We start from the raw sequence: 18,026 nt of genomic DNA, 5'->3' as shown, positions 1-18,026 counted from the left end.
CACCGCCCCGCGCCAACCGGCCGCCGCGGGGAAGCGCATAGGCCAGTCAAGAAGTTCGCCCGGGGGAACATCCATCGTGAGCAGTACAGTTGGGCCGTCGGGAGCGATTGAAGTCGCGCCGATCGAAGACACCAGCCTTCTCGCCTTTTATCGCGACATGAACCTGCCGGAGCGGCGGACGTTCTGGGCGTGCGCGGCGGGATGGGCGCTCGACGGCATGGACTTCATGATCTATCCGCTGGTGATCGGCACCATCATCGTGCTGTGGAAGGTGGATCCCGGCAGCGCCGGTCTCGCCGGCACGGTGACGCTGCTGGCCTCGGCCGTCGGCGGCTGGCTCGGCGGCTATCTGGCGGACCGCATCGGCCGGGTCAAAACCCTGCAGCTGACGATCCTCTGGTTCTCGGTGTTCTCGCTGGTCTGCGCCTTTGTGCAGAACTTCGATCAGCTGTTGATCGCCCGCGCTTTGCTCGGTCTCGGTTTCGGCGGCGAATGGGCCGCAGGCGCCGTGCTGATGGGCGAAGCGATCCGTCCGCAATATCGCGGCCGCGCGGTGGGCTCGGTGCAATCGGGCTGGGCGGTCGGCTGGGGCCTTGCAGTGCTGTCGCAGGCCATCCTGTTCTCCTATCTGCCGCCTGACATCGCCTGGCGCTGGATGTTCGCGATCGGCGCGCTGCCGGCGCTGCTGGTGTTCTTCCTGCGCCGTTATGTGGAGGAGCCGGCGATTGCCGCCGCCACCCGCGCCAAACAGGTGGCGTCGGGCGACCGGCCTTCGCTGTGGGAGATTTTCTCGAGTTCGACGCTCAAGACCACGATACTGGCGTCGCTGATGGCAACGGGATGCCAGGGCGGCTATTACGCCATCACCTTCTGGGTGCCGCGCTTTCTCACCACCGAGCGCAAGCTCTCGATCGTCAGTTCCACCGGATATCTCGCGGCGCTGATCATCGGCTCGTTCATCGGCTATCTGGTGGGCGCATGGCTCGCCGACCGCATCGGGCGGCGCAACCTGTTCCTGATCTTCTCGATCGGGGCGATCGCCGTGATCCTGCTCTACACCCAATTGCCGCTGACCAACGAGGTGCTGTGGCTGCTCGGTTTCCCGCTCGGCTTCTTCGCGTCGGGATATTTCTCCGGCGTCGGCGCCTTCCTCACCGAACTCTATCCGACCCGGCTGCGCGGATCGGGCCAGGGCTTCTGCTACAATTTCGGCCGCGGCATCGGCGCGCTGTTTCCATTCCTGGTCGGCGCGCTCTCGACCTATACTTCGCTTGGCAACGCCATTGCGATTTTCGCGGTGGCGGCTTACGCCGTGTTTTTCCTCGCCGCCTTTGCGCTGCCCGAAACGCGTGGCCGGGTTTTGCACGCGGACGCGTGAAGCGGTCGCCTTCGTTCCCTACCCCCTTGTAGGGGTGGGAGCGCTGTGTACCAACAATCGGAGTCTCCAATGACATCGCTCAAAGGCAAGACACTGTTCGTATCCGGCGGCAGCCGCGGCATCGGACTTGCGATCGCGTTGCGGGCCGCGCGCGATGGCGCCAATGTCGCGATCGCCGCAAAAACCGCGGAACCGCATCCGAAGCTCAAGGGCACGATCTATAGCGCCGCCGACGAGGTCCGCGCCGCCGGCGGCAAGGCGCTTCCCGTGCTCTGCGATATCAGAGACGAGGCGCAGGTGATGGCGGCCATCGACAAGACGGTCGCCGAATTCGGCGGCATCGACATCTGCGTCAACAATGCCAGCGCCATCAGCCTGACCAATTCACAAGCCACCGACATGAAGCGGTTCGACCTGATGATGGGCATCAACACCCGCGGCACCTTCATGGTGTCGAAATACTGCATCCCGCATCTGAAGAAGGCGCCAAATCCGCATATCCTGATGCTGGCGCCCCCGCTCGACATGCAGCCAAAATGGTTCGAGCACTCGACCGCCTACACCATTGCGAAATTCGGCATGAGCCTGTGCGTGCTCGGCCTCTCGGCCGAACTGAAAACCTCGGGCGTCGCGGTCAACGCGCTGTGGCCGCGCACCACCATCGCCACCGCCGCGGTCGGCAATTTGCTCGGCGGCGACGCCATGATGCGCGCCAGCCGCAAGCCCGAGATCATGGGCGATGCGGCCTACGCCATCTTCACCAAACCGTCGCGCGAATTCACCGGGCAATTCTGCATCGACGACAAGGTGCTTTACGCAGGCGGCGTGCGCGACTTCGAGCACTATCGCGTCGATCCGACGGTCCCGCTGATGTCGGATTTCTTTGTGCCCGACGACGACGTGCCGCCCCCCGGGGTCACCGTGAAGGCGCTGCCCTCTGTCGGCGGGGTTCAGAAGTCGAGCTAGATCGATTCACCGTCCGACCGAATACGGTCCGCCCCGTTCCAGTGCGCGCTGGTAGGCTGGGCGGGCATGAATGCGCTCCAGAAACGCCATCGCCCTGGGGTGGCCCTGCTCAAGTCCGCCGCGCGCCGCCGCCGCCTCCAGCGGAAAGCTCATCTGGATGTCGGCCGCGGTGAACTCGTTGCCGGCGAACCACTGGCTTTTTCCGAGTTCGCTCTCCCAGAACGCCATGTGTTGCTTGAGCTGCGGATTGACCAGCGTGGTCAGCGCCTGGTTGCAGACCTTGCGCACCAGCGGGCGCAGCAATGCCGGCGCGCGTTTCGGCATCAAAGTGAACAACAGCTTCAGCAGCAGTGGCGGCATCGCGGAGCCTTCCGCGTAATGCAGCCAATAGGTGTAGCGCAGCCGCTCCGGTGTTTTGGGCGGCGGGATCAGGCGGCCTTCGCCATAGCTGTCGATGACGTATTCGGTGATCGCGCCTGACTCGGCAATCGTATTGCCGTTGTCGGTGATCACGGGCGACTTGCCGAGCGGGTGAACCGCGCGCAGCTCGGCAGGCGCGCGCATGTCAGGCTGGCGCTGATAGCGGACGATCTCGTAAGGCACGCCAAGCTCTTCCAGGAGCCACAGCACGCGCTGGGAGCGGGAATTGTTGAGATGATGGACGGTCAGCATGCTTGGTCCCCCGAGCCCGGTGGCGATCGGCTGACCTCGTAGCAGCGCACGCTGGGATTGGCGATTGGCCGGCGCTTCGGAACGTATCAAGGCAGCGGCGAATTCCAGCTCTTGAAGATTTTACCCGGGAGATATTGACTGGATCTTATTTATCCGGGTATAAATAAACCATTCCAAAGCCAGAGTTCCTGCAATGATTCAGGCCGCCTCCAAGCAATTCACCGCCTTCATGGGCCATCAGCGGCTGGCTTCCGGCCCGCTGGCTGAGGTCGCGCTGGCTGTCATGAAAGCCTCCCAAAAGGTTGCTGCGGAGCCGATCGTCATCTTTGACGACGCCAACGGACGGCCGATCGATCTCGACCTTCGCGGCACCGAACGAGACGTGGTCGCACGTTTGCCGCTTCCGGCTGCGAATGCCAGGACGCCCGCCGATGACATGGCTGTGCCGGAGCCGCGTGGTCGCGGCCGGCCCAGACTCGGCGTTGTCGCGCGCGAGGTGACGCTGCTGCCGCGGCATTGGGAATGGCTCGGGGCACAACCCGGCGGCGCCTCGGTAGCGCTGCGAAAGCTCGTTGAGGAGGCGCGGCGCTCCAGCGGCGACCGCGATCGCGGCCGCGCCGCCAGAGAGGCGGCCTATCACTTCATGTCAACGATGGCCGGCAATCTGCCGGGCTTCGAGGAAGCCTCGCGGGCGTTGTTCGCGGACGATCGACGACGCTTTGGCGATCTGGTTGCCGGCTGGCCCGGCGATATCCGTGACCACACCGTCAAGCTCGCCTTCAGCGACCGCGTCGACGCCGCGACGGCGTGACCGCGCGCCGATCGATTCTCTGAAACCTGCTGCTTCGGCACCGCAATGTTGCGAGTCGATTGGCCGCGCCGATCCCAAGGGAAACCCGTGTCGAAAACCCCACCCCTCTGGAAGACGTTTCTCGTCTTCCTCGCGCCGATGATGCTGAGCAACATTCTGCAATCGTTGTTCGGCACCATCAACAATGTTTACCTCGGCCAGATGATCGGGGTCGATGCGCTGGCCGCCGTGTCGGTGTTTTTTCCGGTGATGTTCTTTTTGATCTCCTTCGTGATGGGCCGGAGTTCGGGCGCCACCGTGCTGATCGGTCAGGCCTGGGGCGCGGGTGAACCGGAGCGGGTGAAGGCCGTCGCCGGCACGACCTTGACGATCGCGCTGTTCGGCTCGGCCATCATCGCCATATTCGGCGGGCTGTTCAGCCGGCAGCTGCTGATCGCACTCGCAACGCCAGCCGATATCCTCGACCAGGCCAGCGCCTATGCCCGCATCATGATGGTCACGATGCCGCTGACCTTCGCCTTTATTCTGTTGACGGCGATGATGCGTGGCGTCGGCGATACCCTCACGCCGCTGCTGGCGCTCTCGATTTCGATTCTGGTCGGCCTTGCGGCAACGCCGGCGCTGATCAGGGGCTGGTTCGGCCTGCCCCGGCTTGGCGTCGCCAGCGCCGCCTGGGCGTCGGCCATCGCCGGTCTGCTCACGCTGTCGTGGCTCGTTGTCCATATGCGCCGCCGCAAGCATGCCCTCGCCTTCGACGCGACGTTTTGGCGCTGCATGCGGCTCGACGGCGCGCTGCTGCGCAAGGTGATGCGCCTCGGCATTCCCTCGGCGATCGGAATGGTGGTGTTTTCGCTGGCGGAGCTGGCGCTGCTCGGCCTCGTCAACGGCTTCGGCTCCGACGCCACCGCGGCCTACGGTGCGGTCAACCAGGTCATGGGCTATGTGCAGTTTCCGGCGATGTCGATCGCGATTTCGGTCTCGATCTTCGGTGCGCAGGCGATCGGCCGCGGCAACGCCGACCGCATCGGCGCCATTGTCCGTACCGGACTTCTGATGAATGTCGTCCTCACCGGCGGACTGGTGGCGCTTGGCTATCTGTTCTCACGCGCCCTCATGCGCCTCTTTATTGTCGACCCGGCGGTGCTCGAACTCGCGCAGCGTTCGCTTCACATCGCCTTGTGGGGTTCGGTGCCGTTCGGCATGGCGACCGTGTTCTCGGGCGCGATGCGTGCGAGTGGAACGGTATGGATACCGCTGTCGATTTCGATCCTCGTGGTTGCCGTCATCGAGGTTCCCTGCGCGATCTTCCTCAGCCGCGCCATCGGCCTGGACGGCGTCTGGACAGCCTATCCCGTAACCTTCGGCGCCATGTTCCTGTTGCAGATGGCCTACTATATGCTGGTCTGGCGCAAGCGCGCCATACGGCGGTTGATCTGACCTCCGCTGGCGCTTTCAAAGTATTATGACCATCATCAAATCCAGTGGACGCGCCACGCCCGTTGCGCCACAATGCTTTGGCCGCAAAAAGTCCGGGAGATCGCCGTGAGCCCCACCGCCCCGCAATTCATGTTCGATTTCGGCAGCCCCAATGCCTTTCTCAGTCATGGGGCGATCCCGGCGATCGAACGGCGGATCGGCGTCAGGTTCGAGTATGTGCCGGTCCTGCTCGGTGGCATCTTCAAGGCCACCAACAACAAATCCCCGGCCGAATCGCTGGCCGGCATCAAGAACAAGCGCGAATTTCACGCGCTGGAGACCGAGCGCTTCGTGAAGCGCTTTCACGTCAGGCCCTATGCCTGGAATCCGTTTTTTCCCGTCAATACCCTCAACCTGATGCGCGCCGCCATCGCTGCGCAATTCGAGGGCGTGTTCGAGAAATACGTCGACGCCGCGTTTTATCACATGTGGACGGAGCCGAAGAAAATGGACGATCCCGACATCGCCCTCAGGGCGCTGGCGGCGTCCGGTCTCGATGCGGCAAGGCTGTTCGCACGCGCGCAGGACGCCGACGTCAAGGCAGGGCTGATCGAGAACACCCAATCCGCGGTCGCGCGTGGCGCCTTCGGCTCGCCGACTTTTTTCGTCGGCAACGAAATGTTTTTCGGCAAGGAGCAGTTGCGTGACGTCGAGGAGGCGGTGCTGGGGAAGTAGCCACACCGTCATTGCGAGCCATCGGGTCGCGCGAATGCGCGCCCGATGACAGGCTCCGCGAAGCAATCCATGTCTGTTTTAGATGGATTGCATCGTCGCTTTGCTCCTCGCAATGACGAAAGAGGAAGACGCTAATGGAAAAACGCCATGCAACCGCCGCGGTGATCGGCGCCGGCGACTTTATCGGCGCCGAGATCGCCAAGAAATTTGCCGCTGAGGGGTTCACCGTGTTCGCCGGACGGCGCGACGGCGCCAAGCTCGAACCGCTGGTCAGGGATATCGGGGCGGCGGGCGGATCGATCGTGGCGCGCGCGCTCGACGCGCGGAAGGAGGACGAGGTCGCGGCATTCCTTGCTGATGCCGACAAGCACGCGCCGCTGGAGGTGTGCATTTTCAACGTCGGCGCCAACGTCAATTTCCCGATCCTGGAGACCACCGATCGCGTATTCCGAAAGGTATGGGAGATGGCGTGCTGGGCCGGCTTTCTGGCCGGGCGCGAGTCGGCGCGGCTGATGGTGCCGCGCGGCAAGGGCAACATCTTCTTCACCGGCGCCACCGCCTCGTTGCGCGGCGGCAGCGGTTTTGCGGCCTTCGCCAGCGCCAAATTCGGCCTTCGCGCGGTGGCCCAATCGATGGCGCGCGAACTCGGTCCAAAAAACATTCACGTCGCGCATCTGATCATCGATTCCGGCGTCGACACCGCCTGGGTACGCCAGCGGCGGGAGCAGCTCTGGGGCAAGGAAGCGCTGGACAATCCGGATTTGCTGATGCCGCCGGCATCGGTCGCAGCCTCATACTGGCAGCTTTATCAGCAGCCCCGCAGCGCCTGGACTTTCGAGCTCGAAATCCGCCCATTCGGGGAGAAATGGTAGGCGGGAAAAAGGCGAATGGCGAAGGGCGAAGGGCGAGTGTAAGTACCCTACTCGCTACTCACTATTCGCCCTCCAAGAACAACAAACACAAGGAACTCAGAAATGCGCATTCTCGTGGTCGGCGCTGGCGCCATCGGCGGGTATTTCGGCGGCAGAATGCTCCAGGCCGGGCGTGACGTGACGTTCCTCGTCCGCGCCAAGCGCGCGGCCGAACTGGCCGCCGCGGGCCTGGTTATCAAGAGCCCCAACGGCGATGTGACGCTGAAAGATCCGCCGGTCGTGCAGGCCGACAAGCTCGGCGACAAATTCGATGTCGTGCTGTTGAGCTGCAAGGCATTCGACCTTGAGGATGCCATCCGGTCGTTTGCTCCGGCGGTCGGGCCGCAGACCGTGATCGTCCCGCTGCTCAACGGCATGCTTCATTTGGATGTGCTCGACAAGAAATTTGGAGATGAGCGCGTGCTCGGCGGCCTCTGCGCCATCGCGGTCACACTCAATGAGCATCGCGAGATCGTCCAGCTTGCGCCGATGCGGTCGCTCAGTTTCGGTGAGCGCGACGGCAAGTTGTCGGATCGCGTCCGTGCCATCGCCGATATCATGGCCAGCGGCAAGTTCGGCGCAGCGGCCAGCGAACAGATCATCCAGGACATGTGGGAGAAATGGGTGTTCCTCGCCTCGCTCGCGGCCTCGACCTGTCTGATGCGCGCGCCGGTGGGGGCCATCCTGGCCGCGCCCGGCGGCAAGGACTTTATCCTCGGCATGCTCGATGAATGCGGCGCGGTCGCGGCCGCCGAAGGCCATACCCCCGGCGGTCCGTTCTTCGAGCGTGTGCGCGGCATGCTGACCGCGGAGGGCTCGCAACTGACGGCGTCAATGTTCCGCGACATCAGGGCCGGCGCGCCTGTCGAGGCCGATCACGTCATCGGCGATCTGATCGCGCGCGGCGACGCCGCAAAAGTGCCGGTGCCGAAGCTGCGCACCGCCTACACGCATCTGAAGGCGTATGAAAAACAGCGAACCTAGATCATAGCTGCGATTTTGATTGAAAATCGGGCAAGACAGACTAGACCCAAGTGAACTAGAATTACATGTGACCGGCGTAACAGGTTCCGCGCGCAACGACGCTTCAACCTGAGCCCAATTGGCTTGTGCGGTTCCCGACGTGATTGCGAATCGCTGATTCGATTTTCTCCAGGCGGATTTGACCTTTGAAGCTCGCAGAGATTCTGGAACTTCCCACGACCGGTTGGGACAAGAGAATCGCCGCCGACCTGACCGCGGAGATGGAACACCATCTCGCGGAAAAAACTTCCACCGTCCCGGAAATGCGCCGGTTCCTGGCCGTCAAGGGCTATCGGGAACTACGGCAGCTCATCGAGCACGATGTTGCCGGCAAGAGCGGTGCCGACGCCTTGCGCGCGGCGATGATAAGCATGCGTCGCTATGCGCTGGATCGTCCCGGCCTGTCGGCGGCCACATTCCGAAATCCCGAGACCGACAGTCCGGAATGGCGGGCCGCGCAAATGGAATTGGCCAAGGTCTTGTTCGCGATCTTTTCGCAACTCGGCGTCAGGGGCGAGCAGGCCCAACACGCGCTTCGTATCTTGAGAAGTTTCGTGCGCGGCTTCGTTCTGCACGAGATGGGCGCGTCGTTTCTGGAACCACTTGAACACGACCAGAGCTACGAGCTCGGGATCAGGCTTTTTATCGAAGGGCTCGGCGTGTTTCGCAATTGACCAACGGACCGTCGTCCGAAACGAAATCTAGAAATGCGCGAGATAGTGCGCGAGCGCGGTGATTTCCTCTTCGCTGAGGGGATAGGCGACATCCGCCATCGCAGCCATTCCACCGCCGGATCGTACACCTGATTTGTACTCGTGCAGCGCCTTCAGCAGGTATTCCTCGCGCTGGCCGGCAATGCGCGCCACCGCTTTGGTGCCGGCGAATGTGTCGGTGTGGCATGAGGCGCAGCGCCGGCCCGCGACGGCCTGCGCACCCTTCTGCGATAAATCGGGGTTGTCGTCGGGTTGAGCAGCCTTCGGCGGGGCAAGCGAGGCGAAATAGGCGCCGAGATTGCGAATATCGTCGTTGTTGATCTGTTCGACGATCGGCTGCATCTGCTCGCTCTTGCGGCTGCCGCTGCGGAAGAAGACCAGCTGCCACTGAATGAACTGATCGGGCTGGCCCGCGAGCGAGGGAATGTTCTCGGTTTGCGAAATAGCGGATTCGCCGTGACAACCGGTACAAAGCTCGGCCTTTGCCTTGCCGGCGGCGAGGTCGGCGGCGCGGGCGAGCGAGCCGCCGACCACGGCGAGCGACAGTATCCCGACCAGGGCGATCCGCATCGCGATTCCTCTTCCATCGTTCGCCGATATAACAAAAAGCTGCGGTCACTCGTTCCCGAGCGACCGCAGCTTCCGGTTTTCAGGTCCTATTTCTTGTAGCTGATGCGATAGATCGCGCCGGCCCAGTCGTCGGCGACGAGGATGGATCCGTCCTTGTCCATGATGATATCATCCGGTCGGCCCAGATAACCCTGGTCGCCTTCGATCCAGCCGGATGCAAACACTTCCTGCTTGGGATTCTTGCCGTCCGGACCTACGGTGACGCGAACGATGCGGGCGCCCTGGTATTTATGCCGGTTCCACGAGCCGTGCTCGGCAATCAGGATCGAGTTCTTGTATTCGGCGGGAAACTGGTCGCCGGTGTAGAACTTCATGCCGAGCGGAGCCACATGCGCGCCGAGATTGAGGACCGGCGGGGTGAACTCCGAACATTTGTGACCCATCGCGAATTTCGGATCCGGCATGTCGCCCTGGTGGCAATACGGATAACCGAAGTGTTCGCCCATCTTCGAGATCATGTTGAGCTTGTCGCTCGGGGTGTCGTCGCTCAGCCAGTCGCGGGCGTTCTCGGTGAACCAGTATTTGCCGCTGCGCGGATCGACGTCGCCGCCGACGCTGTTGCGGACGCCGAGCCCCACCAGTTCGGCGGTGCCGGTCTTGGGATCGACGCGGCGGATCTGCGAGACGCTGGTCGGCGGCATCCCGATATTAAAGGGAGGTCCAAACGGTATGTAGAACCAGCCATCCTTATCCGCAGCCAGATATTTCCAGCCGTGGGCCATGTAGGGTGGCATGTCGTCATAGACCACCTTGCCGTCGCCAAGCTTGTCGAGGTTGGCTTCGGCGCTGTCATATTTGATCAGCTTGTCGACATCGACCACATAGAGAGCGCCGTCGCGGAACGCCAGGCCAGTGGGCATCCTCAGCCCCTTGATGACGGTCTTGACCTCTTTCTTGCCGCCCTTGTCGGTGATGGCGTAGACGTTGCCGAGGCCGAACGAGCCGACAAAGAGCGTGCCCTTGTCACCCCAGGCCATCTGTCGCGCGGCCAGTACGCCCGGCGCATAGACTTCGATCTTGAAGCCCGGCGGCAGCTTGATCTTCTTCATCATCGCGGCGAGTTCGGCTTCCGATGCGCCGGTCGGCGGCCCCGATGGCGGCGCCAGCCCTTTTTGGGCTTCGGTCTCGTCGCCGAGGAACCAGTCGTCCGGCGGATGGGTCCAGAATTCCTTGGTACCGGATTGATAACTCTTGAGTTTCCCTTGCGCGCTGGCCTGACCGGCCGCCGCGACAACAAGGATTGCTGCGAGCGCAAGCATAGATCCATTGAAAGCCGACTTCATCGCGTCACTCCCTATGCAGCCCCGCGGCTGCGACGTTGTTTATTTTTGTGCGCCTGAGCGGCGAACTTAGGTCTGTTATGAGGTGGATCAGACCATCAAATGCTATCACATCCGCTGCGGGTGAGAAGCGTGTGCCGCGCATCTCCGCTTAAGCCCGGGCAAATTGAGAAGAAATTTCTTCCGGTTGCCCGGTTCGCAGCAGAAAACGAAAAGCCCGCTGGGACAGCGGGCCTTCGTCGAACTCTGCCACTTCTAGAAAATCTGGAGCGGGCGAAGGGATTCGAACCCTCGACCCCGACCTTGGCAAGGTCGTGCTCTACCCCTGAGCTACACCCGCATCCGAGAGATTGGCGGCGATCGCTCGCCGGCAACGGGCAGAGCTATGCCAAATGCGGCCCTCGAATGCAACAGCCGCGCGCGGCCCCGGGAATCGGCTGGATAACCGGATATCCGTGGCAATCCAGGGAAATCGGCCCAAAACGCCGCTAATCTTCGATTATGGCGGGCTGCTGGGGGAACCCTGAGGGCAAATTGGCAAGCGTGGTGCGCAGCGATTCGAGCCATTTCTCGAACGAGGTGCGCAGCGCCCCGGTCAGCTCATCACGAAGGGCGGCGTCACAATCGAAGGTCGCCCACCATTCGGCGAAGGCCCGATCCCCATCCACGATGGGCGTGACGCGCAAGGTCGCCTGAAAATCGGTTACCGGCAGCGACGCCACGCCGCAGAATTCGTAAGTCTGCGCCAGCTCGACATCGGACAGCGCCAGCAACCGTTGCCGGATGCGCCGCTCCTGATAGAGCACGCTCCTGACGGCGCCCACCCTATCCCCGGCCTTGCCGTCCTCGATCCGGCTCTCGCCGGCGCCGCCGACCCATACCGGATAGTTGTTGAAATCGCGGACGATTTTCCAGACCTGCGGGGCAGGCTGTTCGAACACGGTTGAGTAATAGGCTCTCGTCATTGCTCAATTCCATTGGCTGGAGCCGACTGCGACGCCACCATGGGCCCGGGGTCGACCGCCTGCCACCCGATCTCAGATACCGTGATCCCTCCGCGCTTTTGAAGGGGGATCGGCCGCCCGTGGAACCGATTGAAATTTCCCGGCAAACCGCCATTTGGTAAAGAGAACTGAACCGCGACACCGGGCCGTGCTAGAAGGGCCCCATCATCAGGCGAGGATTCCCGTGACGATACTGGAGCAGGGTAGCGGACCGGCGCCGCAGGCGGCCGATCTGATCAAGGAGACGACCACCCAGACGTTCGTGAAGGACGTCATCGAGGAATCGAAGCGCCAGCCGGTGCTGATCGACTTCTGGGCGCCGTGGTGCGGCCCCTGCCGCCAGCTCACGCCGATCATCGAAAAGGCGGTCCGTGCCGCCAACGGCAAGGTCAAGCTGGTCAAGATGAACATCGACGAACACCCGGCGATTCCGGGCCAGATGGGAATCCAGTCGATCCCGGCCGTGATCGCCTTCGTCAACGGCCAGCCCGCCGATGGTTTCATGGGCGCGGTACCGGAGAGCCAGGTCACCGCCTTCATCAACAAGCTGACCGCAGGCATGCCGGGCGAGCCCAATATCGCGGAGGTCCTGAAAGAGGCCGAAGCCGTTCTGGCCGAGGGCGATCCGGCCACCGCCGCGTCGATCTACGCCGAAGTGCTGGCGGCGGATGCCACCAATATCGCTGCGATGGCAGGGCTGGCGAAATGCTACGTCGCGACCGGCGCCATCGAACAGGCCAAGCAGACGCTGGCCATGGTGCCGGAATCGAAGCGCGGCGATGCGGCGGTGAAAGCCGTCCAGGCCTCGATCGATCTTGCCGAGCAGGCCAAGGCGCTCGGACCGGTGACCGAGCTTGAACAGAAAGTCGCCGCAAACCCGCTCGATCATCAGGCGCGATTCGATCTTGCGACCGCGCTCAACGCCAGCGACAAGCGCGCCGAGGCTACTCTTCAATTGCTCGAAATCGTCAAGCGTGACCGCAAATGGAACGAGGACGGCGCTCGAAAGCAGTTGGTGCAGTTCTTCGAGGCGTGGGGCCCGACCGATGAGGCCACGGTTGAGGGACGAAAGCGACTGTCGACGATCTTGTTTGCATAACGCAGATTCAGCGAGGGTGGCGGCCGGCTTTGTCGCGCGATCGGTTTAACGCAGATTGCGCGGGCTGATCTTCGGTACCATCCGCGCCAAACTGACGCCCTCGAGGCCAGCAGCGGGACCGCAAATGCCGATCAATGCCGAATATCGCGGACCCGGCGACCTTCCGGAGCTGATTCCGGTGTTTCCGCTGCCCGGCGCGCTATTGCTGCCGCGCGGGCAGATGCCGCTCAACATCTTCGAGCCGCGCTATCTGGCAATGGTGGATGACGCATTTCGCGACGGTCATCGTCTGATCGGCATGATCCAGCCGGATGTCTCTCATTCGCCGGACGAGACTCGTCCAAAGCTGTTTCGTGTCGGCTGCGTCGGGCGCATCACCCAGCTCGCCGAGGCCGGTGACGGCCGCTACATCCTCGAACTCACCGGCATCGCACGCTTCAAGGTGATCGAGGAAATCGTGGTGCTGACCCCGTATCGGCAATGCAAGGTGGACTACTTTCCCTACATCGACGATTTCACCGCGCGCAAAGGCGAGGAGGCCGTCGATCGCGAGGCCCTGCTCGAGGTGTTGACGGATTTTCTGAAAGCCAACAATCTCAAGGTCGACTGGGAAGGCGTCGAGAGCGCACCCAACGAGGCGCTGGTCAACGCGCTGGCGATGATGTCGCCATATGGCCCTCCGGAAAAGCAGGCGATGCTGGAAGCGCCCGATCTAAAGACGCGCGCGGAAATTCTGATCGCGGTCACCGAGATGGATCTCGCCAAGAAGCGCACCAGCGGCGACACGGGTCTGCAGTAATCAAACCCGCTCCGGCGTTGCCGCGAATCTCGCCTGCCCCAAATTGTGAAAGGCAAATAAAATAATAGAGCCGGCACAGCGCGGCATCATGCGGAACCTCGCGGATATCGGCGCTTCGCCGCAGGCTGACTAAACTAACCCGCGCCGAGCGCGACGGCGATGTTGTAGGTCGCAAGGCTCGCCGCGTAGGCAAGCGCAAACATATAGCCGAAGGTGATCGCCATCCATTTCCAGCTGCCGGTCTCGCGACGGATCACCGCCAGCGTCGAGGCGCATTGCGGGGCGAAGATGTACCAGGCCAGCAGCGAAAGCGCGGTTGCCAGGCTCCATTTGGTGGCAAGCACCTGTCCGATCTGATCGGCGGCTTCCTTGCCGCCCTCGATCGCATAGACGGTGCCCAGCGCCGCGACCGCGACCTCGCGCGCCGCCATGCCGGGAATCAGCGCGACCACGATCTGCCAGTTGAAGCCAAGGGGAGCAAACAGCGGCTCCAGCGCCTTGCCGATCATGGCGGCCAGGCTGTAATTGATGGCCGAGCCTTCGGCGCCTGCGGGGGCTGCCGGAAACGACGCCAGAAACCAGATCAGAACCATCATCGAGAAAATCGTGGTGCCGGCCCGCTGCAGGAACATTTTTGCCCGCGTATAGACGCCGATGGCGATGCTGCGGGCGCGAGGCAGCTTGTAGTCAGGCAGTTCCAGCATGAACGGCGCCGGCGCGTCGTCGCGCCACATGAAGAACTTTATCAGGAATGACACACCGAGCGCGCTGGCGATGCCCGCCGCATAAAGGCCGAACATCACCAGACCCCGCAGATCGACCCAGCCCCAAACCTGCTCGGCGGGGATGAAGGCGGAAATGATCAGCGTGTAAACCGGGATTCGCGCCGAACAGGTCATCAGTGGCGCGATCAGGATGGTGGTCAGCCGGTCGCGGCGGTTGTCGATGACGCGCGTCGCCATGATGCCGGGGATCGCGCAGGCAAAGCTCGAGAGCAGCGGAATGAAAGCCCGGCCGTGCAGGCCTGCGCCGCCCATGATGCGATCCATCAGGAACGCCGCGCGCGCCATGTAGCCGAAATCTTCCAGGAGCAGAATAAACAGGAAGATGATAACGATCTGCGGCAGGAACACGATGACGCTGCCGACGCCGGATATCACGCCGTTCTGCAGGAAGCTTTGCAGCAGACCTGCGGGCAACGTGTCGTGCACCAGCTGGCCGAGTGCGGCGAAAGCCGACGACAGCAGCTCCATCAGCGGCTGCGCCCAGGCGAACACCGCCTGGAACATGACGAACAGCACCAGCGCCAGAATGGCGAGTCCGGCCACCGGGTGCAGCACCACGGCGTCGATCCGCGCCGTCCAGGTGTCAGGTCTCGCCGGCAGGCTGATGGTCGCCGCGATGATGCGGTCGGCCTCGCGCTGGGTGGCGCGCAATTCGGCGACCGAGAGCGGCTGCCAGAGATTTTGCTGCGAGGGGGGCGGCGCCTGCATGGCGATCTCGTCGGTCTGCCGCAATAGATCGGAGGTACCGCCCTTGCGCACCGCGATCGATGTCACCACGGGTATCCCTAACATCCCGGACAGACGCGCAACGTCAACGGTGACGCCGCGTCTGGTGGCGATGTCGAACATGTTGAGCACCAGCATCAGCGGCCGGCCGGTGCGCTTGAGCTCGAGCACCAGACGAATCGTTAGCCGCAAATTGGTGGCGTCGGCGACGCAGAGGACGAGATCGGGTACCGATTCGCCGGCGCTGCGGCCGAGCACGATATCGCGGGTGATTTCTTCGTCGGGGCTGCGGCCCCGCAGCGAGTAGGTGCCGGGCAGATCGACCACCGACACCTGACGCCCGAGCGGGGTGACGAAGAAACCTTCCTTGCGCTCCACGGTAACGCCGGGATAGTTCGCGACCTTTTGCCGGCTGCCGGTCAACGCATTAAATAGCGAGGTCTTGCCGCTATTGGGCGTGCCCACCAGGGCAAGATGCAGTAACGGGGCTTCCATGGCGCGGTACCGTTTCGTCAGACGACAATGACGGCCATCGCCTCGCGCCGGCGCACCGCGATCGTGACGTTCTCGATGCGGACGGCGATCGGATCGCGTCCGACAATGCCCTCGTGCAGCACCTTGACCCTGGCGCCTTCCACAAAACCGAGTTCGATCAGGCGGCTTTCCAGCTCAATCGCGGAAAGCGCGGAATTGGCTTCATCGGCAGCGAGACGATGAATCACGCCGGAGTATCCGCGCCTGGCCAATCCCAGAGGTCGCGGTTGGTTCGCATCGGTCGGCTTGCTGTTGGTCATGGTTTGTATTTCCAACCGGGGGCGGGCAGGTCAAGCGCGGAGCGCTCGAAACCCTTTTACCTTAGAGAGATTTTAAAACGGCGCAGGCGGCTGTGCTGCCGGACGGGCAAGACAGCCTCTCTCTAGGCCGGCGAGGTTCTGAGTCGTTGCGATGGATCAATCACGATCGCGTTGGTCGTGGCGGCGGATTCTGCCGCTAGTAGCCGGCGACTGCCATCGCGACCACTGCGCCGAGCACCATCCAGCCAAAATGCCGCCCGCGGGTCGCCCAGGCATTGCCGAGCGCACCGAACGCGAACACGCAGGCCAGCGTCACGACGATCCAGTGCCGCGCCGGTTCGGACGCCATTAAGGGCGCGGCGATCAGGAGCACGCCGCCTCCGATCCACGCTACGGTGGAGGCCTGCCAGACCAGCCGGAACAGGCTGCGCAGACGCATCGGCTCAATGGTCACGCGCGGGAACACCCTGGTTTCACCGAGCACGCCATGGACGATGGCGGCCGCGATCGCGGCGACGCCGGCACATTGCAGCAAGAGATCGCGCATCGGTTCGATCCATACAATACTGTATGGTGGATAAGCCGCAGGCTGGCGATTGTCAATACAGTTGTGTATGGTGGATTGCCGCGGGAAAAATATGGCCGACCAACTCTCCGCAAAGGACTGGCTCGATCAGGGCCTTAAGGCGCTGGCCCAGCACGGCTTTACGGCCCTGAAAGCCGAGCCGCTGGCCAAGGCCATGGGCGTGTCGCGCGGCAGCTTCTACTGGCACTTCAACGACGTCGAGGCTTTTCACGCGGCGGTTCTCAAGCATTGGCGCGAAGTCGCCGCCGAGCAGATCATCGCCGACGTCGAGGCCGCCGCCGACAACGACAACCCGTTGCCGCTGCTGTTGCGCCGGGTGTTCGGCGAAAGGCTGGCGCTGGAGAACGCGGTTCGCAGCTGGGCCACGGTCGACCCGGCGGCCAGGGCCGCGGTGCAGGCCATCGACCGGCGCCGGCTCGCCTACATCGAAAGCCTGTTCAGGGCCTCCGGGCTCTCGCCCGACGTGGCATCCGCGCGGGCACAAATTCTCTATTGGGCGTTTCTCGGCTTTGCACGGTCGGATAAGCCGCTGCCTCGGGCTCAACAACAGGCGGTGCTGGACGAGATGCTCCGGATGGCCTCACGATAGCAGCGCGGTTGGCGCAAAACGGCGCCATCGCGCCTTTTGTTCACATGGTGAATTCTTTGGACCTTCAGCGCAGCCGCGCGCGGAAGCGCCATTGATCGACCAGCACGGCGAGCCGGGCCTCGATTCTCGCTGCGACCTTGGCTGCCCAAACCAAGCCTTTGCTCGCTTATCCGGACGCCGCCGGTCGGCGAGCACGCCGCGCGTTTTCGAACGATAACCCTACGTTCACCATGAGGACAAATCCCTGAATCGCTTTCGGCAAACTTTTCGGCTCTCAAGATCGCTTACACTTTTACCGCTTAGTCATCCTTAGAGGAGAGGCTGCGACCAAGACAGAGTTTCAGTATCCTGGCGTAAAAGTAGATAGAGCGTATGAATACCGCCCGCATTGTCGTCCTGACTATCGCGCTTGGTGCCGGCGGCATCGCGGCATATCTTGCGAGTGGATCGGACAACAAGCCGCCTCCGGCAGCGCCGGTCGCGCAACTGCAGACCGTCGACGTTCTCGTGGCCAAAGTCGATATCGGGCTTGGCCAGACCCTCACGCCCAACGACATGCAGTGGCAGACCTGGCCGGCCGCCACCGCCAGCAACACCTTCATTCGCCGCAATGACCGCCCGGACGCGACAACCCAGATCGCCGGCTCGATCGCGCGCGCGCCCTTTATCGCGGGCGAACCGATCCGCGAAGCAAAACTGGTCAAGGCCGATGGCTCGGGCTTCATGGCCGCGATCCTGCCGACCGGCATGCGCGCGGTCTCGACCGAGATCTCGGCGGAGACCGGCGCCGGCGGCTTCATCCTGCCCAATGACCGGGTCGACGTTCTTCTTACCAGGCGCGAGAAGAACCCCAACCCGGCCGGCGGTGCCGATATCGTCGTCTCGGAAATCATTCTGACCAATCTTCGCGTTCTGGCAATCGACCAGGCGCCGAAGGAAAAGGAAGGTCAGAATTCCGTCGTCGGCAAGACCGTCACGCTTGAATTGAAGCCGGAGCAAACCGCGACCCTTGCTGCCGCGCGCCAGGCCGGCACGCTGTCGCTGGCGCTGCGCAGCATTGCCGACCTCAACCAGGTCGACGTCGGGTCCGAGGATCGGACTCGCCAGCG

Annotated in this window: 19 protein-coding genes and 1 tRNA gene; 12 read left to right on the top strand and 8 right to left on the bottom strand. The window is 63.0% G+C overall.

The features are described 5' to 3' along the window. The first annotated feature begins 76 nt into the window (after positions 1-76). Positions 77-1,378, top strand: coding sequence for an MFS transporter (locus E8A46_RS07415; protein WP_291559145.1), 1,302 nt, complete (start codon positions 77-79; stop codon positions 1,376-1,378). A gap of 69 nt (positions 1,379-1,447) precedes the next feature. Then, positions 1,448-2,344, top strand: coding sequence for an NAD(P)-dependent oxidoreductase (locus tag E8A46_RS07410; protein WP_291559144.1), 897 nt, complete (start codon positions 1,448-1,450; stop codon positions 2,342-2,344). Between the two features lie 6 nt (positions 2,345-2,350). Here E8A46_RS07410 and E8A46_RS07405 read toward each other — a convergent pair whose 3' ends face one another. Beyond that, positions 2,351-3,016, bottom strand: a complete 666-nt coding sequence (locus tag E8A46_RS07405) for a glutathione S-transferase (protein ID WP_291559143.1) — start codon at positions 3,014-3,016, stop codon at positions 2,351-2,353. A 193-nt stretch (positions 3,017-3,209) separates the two neighbouring features. Here E8A46_RS07405 and E8A46_RS07400 point away from each other — a divergent pair, with 193 nt between their 5' ends. The 6 genes from E8A46_RS07400 to E8A46_RS07375 all read left to right on the top strand — a co-directional run bounded on the left by E8A46_RS07400 (position 3,210) and on the right by E8A46_RS07375 (position 8,586). Then, the gene (locus tag E8A46_RS07400; RefSeq protein WP_291559142.1) at positions 3,210-3,827 is read left to right on the top strand and encodes a DUF2239 family protein; all 618 of its coding nucleotides are present in this window, start codon (positions 3,210-3,212) and stop codon (positions 3,825-3,827) included. An 87-nt stretch (positions 3,828-3,914) separates the two neighbouring features. Then, the gene (locus E8A46_RS07395; RefSeq protein ID WP_291559141.1) at positions 3,915-5,264 is read left to right on the top strand and encodes an MATE family efflux transporter; all 1,350 of its coding nucleotides are present in this window, start codon (positions 3,915-3,917) and stop codon (positions 5,262-5,264) included. A 105-nt stretch (positions 5,265-5,369) separates the two neighbouring features. Beyond that, the gene (locus tag E8A46_RS07390; RefSeq protein WP_291559140.1) at positions 5,370-5,978 is read left to right on the top strand and encodes a 2-hydroxychromene-2-carboxylate isomerase; all 609 of its coding nucleotides are present in this window, start codon (positions 5,370-5,372) and stop codon (positions 5,976-5,978) included. Positions 5,979-6,112: 134 nt separating this feature from the next. Beyond that, positions 6,113-6,850 carry an SDR family oxidoreductase gene (locus E8A46_RS07385; RefSeq protein WP_291559139.1) on the top strand — a complete coding sequence of 246 codons (738 nt, stop codon included), beginning with the start codon at positions 6,113-6,115 and terminating at the stop codon, positions 6,848-6,850. Positions 6,851-6,952: 102 nt separating this feature from the next. Then, positions 6,953-7,873 carry a 2-dehydropantoate 2-reductase gene (gene panE / locus E8A46_RS07380; protein ID WP_291559138.1) on the top strand — a complete coding sequence of 307 codons (921 nt, stop codon included), beginning with the start codon at positions 6,953-6,955 and terminating at the stop codon, positions 7,871-7,873. Between the two features lie 185 nt (positions 7,874-8,058). Further along, the gene (locus E8A46_RS07375) at positions 8,059-8,586 is read left to right on the top strand and encodes a TetR-like C-terminal domain-containing protein (protein ID WP_291559137.1); all 528 of its coding nucleotides are present in this window, start codon (positions 8,059-8,061) and stop codon (positions 8,584-8,586) included. A 27-nt stretch (positions 8,587-8,613) separates the two neighbouring features. Here E8A46_RS07375 and E8A46_RS07370 read toward each other — a convergent pair whose 3' ends face one another. The 4 genes from E8A46_RS07370 to E8A46_RS07355 form a co-directional block, all read right to left on the bottom strand. Further along, positions 8,614-9,195 (bottom strand): c-type cytochrome, encoded by a 582-nt coding sequence (locus tag E8A46_RS07370; RefSeq protein ID WP_291559136.1) that lies wholly within the window; start codon positions 9,193-9,195, stop codon positions 8,614-8,616. A gap of 86 nt (positions 9,196-9,281) precedes the next feature. After that, on the bottom strand, positions 9,282-10,538 hold the full coding sequence (locus E8A46_RS07365; protein WP_291559135.1) for a PQQ-dependent sugar dehydrogenase: 1,257 nt from the start codon (positions 10,536-10,538) through the stop codon (positions 9,282-9,284). A 262-nt stretch (positions 10,539-10,800) separates the two neighbouring features. Next, positions 10,801-10,875 (bottom strand) — tRNA-Gly (locus E8A46_RS07360). A gap of 148 nt (positions 10,876-11,023) precedes the next feature. Further along, complete coding sequence (locus E8A46_RS07355) at positions 11,024-11,500, bottom strand: SRPBCC family protein (protein ID WP_291559134.1); 477 nt, start codon at positions 11,498-11,500, stop codon at positions 11,024-11,026. 223 nt (positions 11,501-11,723) lie between these two features. On the opposite strand from E8A46_RS07355, the gene trxA reads away from it, so the two are divergent. Continuing rightward, a complete protein-coding gene (trxA, locus tag E8A46_RS07350; protein ID WP_291559133.1) occupies positions 11,724-12,638 on the top strand; it encodes a thioredoxin in 915 nt (304 codons plus the stop codon). Positions 12,639-12,762: 124 nt separating this feature from the next. Further along, positions 12,763-13,437: an LON peptidase substrate-binding domain-containing protein gene (locus tag E8A46_RS07345; protein ID WP_291559132.1), complete on the top strand. Its 675-nt coding sequence runs from the start codon at positions 12,763-12,765 to the stop codon at positions 13,435-13,437. 134 nt (positions 13,438-13,571) lie between these two features. On the opposite strand, the gene E8A46_RS07340 is transcribed toward E8A46_RS07345, so the two are convergent. The 3 genes from E8A46_RS07340 to E8A46_RS07330 all read right to left on the bottom strand — a co-directional run bounded on the left by E8A46_RS07340 (position 13,572) and on the right by E8A46_RS07330 (position 16,289). Continuing rightward, the gene (locus E8A46_RS07340) at positions 13,572-15,443 is read right to left on the bottom strand and encodes a ferrous iron transporter B (protein ID WP_291559131.1); all 1,872 of its coding nucleotides are present in this window, start codon (positions 15,441-15,443) and stop codon (positions 13,572-13,574) included. A gap of 17 nt (positions 15,444-15,460) precedes the next feature. Continuing rightward, positions 15,461-15,742, bottom strand: coding sequence for a FeoA family protein (locus tag E8A46_RS07335; protein WP_291559130.1), 282 nt, complete (start codon positions 15,740-15,742; stop codon positions 15,461-15,463). 196 nt (positions 15,743-15,938) lie between these two features. Beyond that, the gene (locus E8A46_RS07330) at positions 15,939-16,289 is read right to left on the bottom strand and encodes a hypothetical protein (protein ID WP_291559129.1); all 351 of its coding nucleotides are present in this window, start codon (positions 16,287-16,289) and stop codon (positions 15,939-15,941) included. 91 nt (positions 16,290-16,380) lie between these two features. On the opposite strand from E8A46_RS07330, the gene E8A46_RS07325 reads away from it, so the two are divergent. Together E8A46_RS07325 and cpaB are read left to right on the top strand one after the other, a co-directional pair. Beyond that, complete coding sequence (locus E8A46_RS07325) at positions 16,381-16,917, top strand: TetR/AcrR family transcriptional regulator (protein WP_291559128.1); 537 nt, start codon at positions 16,381-16,383, stop codon at positions 16,915-16,917. A 372-nt stretch (positions 16,918-17,289) separates the two neighbouring features. After that, positions 17,290-18,026: Flp pilus assembly protein CpaB (cpaB, locus tag E8A46_RS07320; RefSeq protein WP_291559127.1), on the top strand; the 737-nt coding region annotated here is incomplete at its 3' end.

Source organism: Bradyrhizobium sp., assembly GCF_004799445.1.
In the GTDB taxonomy this organism is placed as follows: Bacteria; Pseudomonadota; Alphaproteobacteria; order Rhizobiales; family Xanthobacteraceae; genus Bradyrhizobium.
This window is presented reverse-complemented; position numbering and strand designations above follow the sequence as displayed.